At 35.6% G+C, this 404-nt stretch carries 1 protein-coding gene; it reads right to left on the minus strand.

Annotation, left to right across the window (positions count from 1 at the left end; genetic code table 11):
- Positions 1–202: 202 nt before the first annotated feature.
- The coding region (locus tag EII42_RS12400) for a ComF family protein (RefSeq protein WP_148098066.1) at positions 203–404 on the minus strand (202 nt) is incomplete at its 5' end.

Consider the following 404-nt stretch of genomic DNA (forward strand, 5'->3'; position numbering starts at 1 on the left):
TTCGGGGTTCCGGGATTAACTACAAAAATTCGGATATTAGTGCCTTCTTCTTGTTGATCTAAAAGGCGGCGAAAATGTGCTTGCGCAGCATCTGAAATGGTAATTTGCATAAATCAATATTCCTGATAATACTTGAGTAAAATAATCAAGAATGATACTCCTAGAACCGCGTTTTTTCCAGTAATATCGCTAAGTTTTTCCTTTAGGTTTTTGCTAGTCCCCAAATATGAATATTCTCTATGCCTGCTTGTTTTAATAACTTAGCAATTTCATTTAAGGTTGATCCTGTGGTAATGACATCATCAATTAAGGCAACAGAACCATATTGTTTGGCTCGTTTAATATCAATATTAAAGGCATTACGTAAATTTACGCGCCGAGCTTTTTCCGTTAATCCTCGTTGT

It is taken from the genome of Tessaracoccus sp. OH4464_COT-324 (genome assembly GCF_003932855.1).
Classification (GTDB): Bacteria; Actinomycetota; Actinomycetes; order Propionibacteriales; family Propionibacteriaceae; genus Arachnia.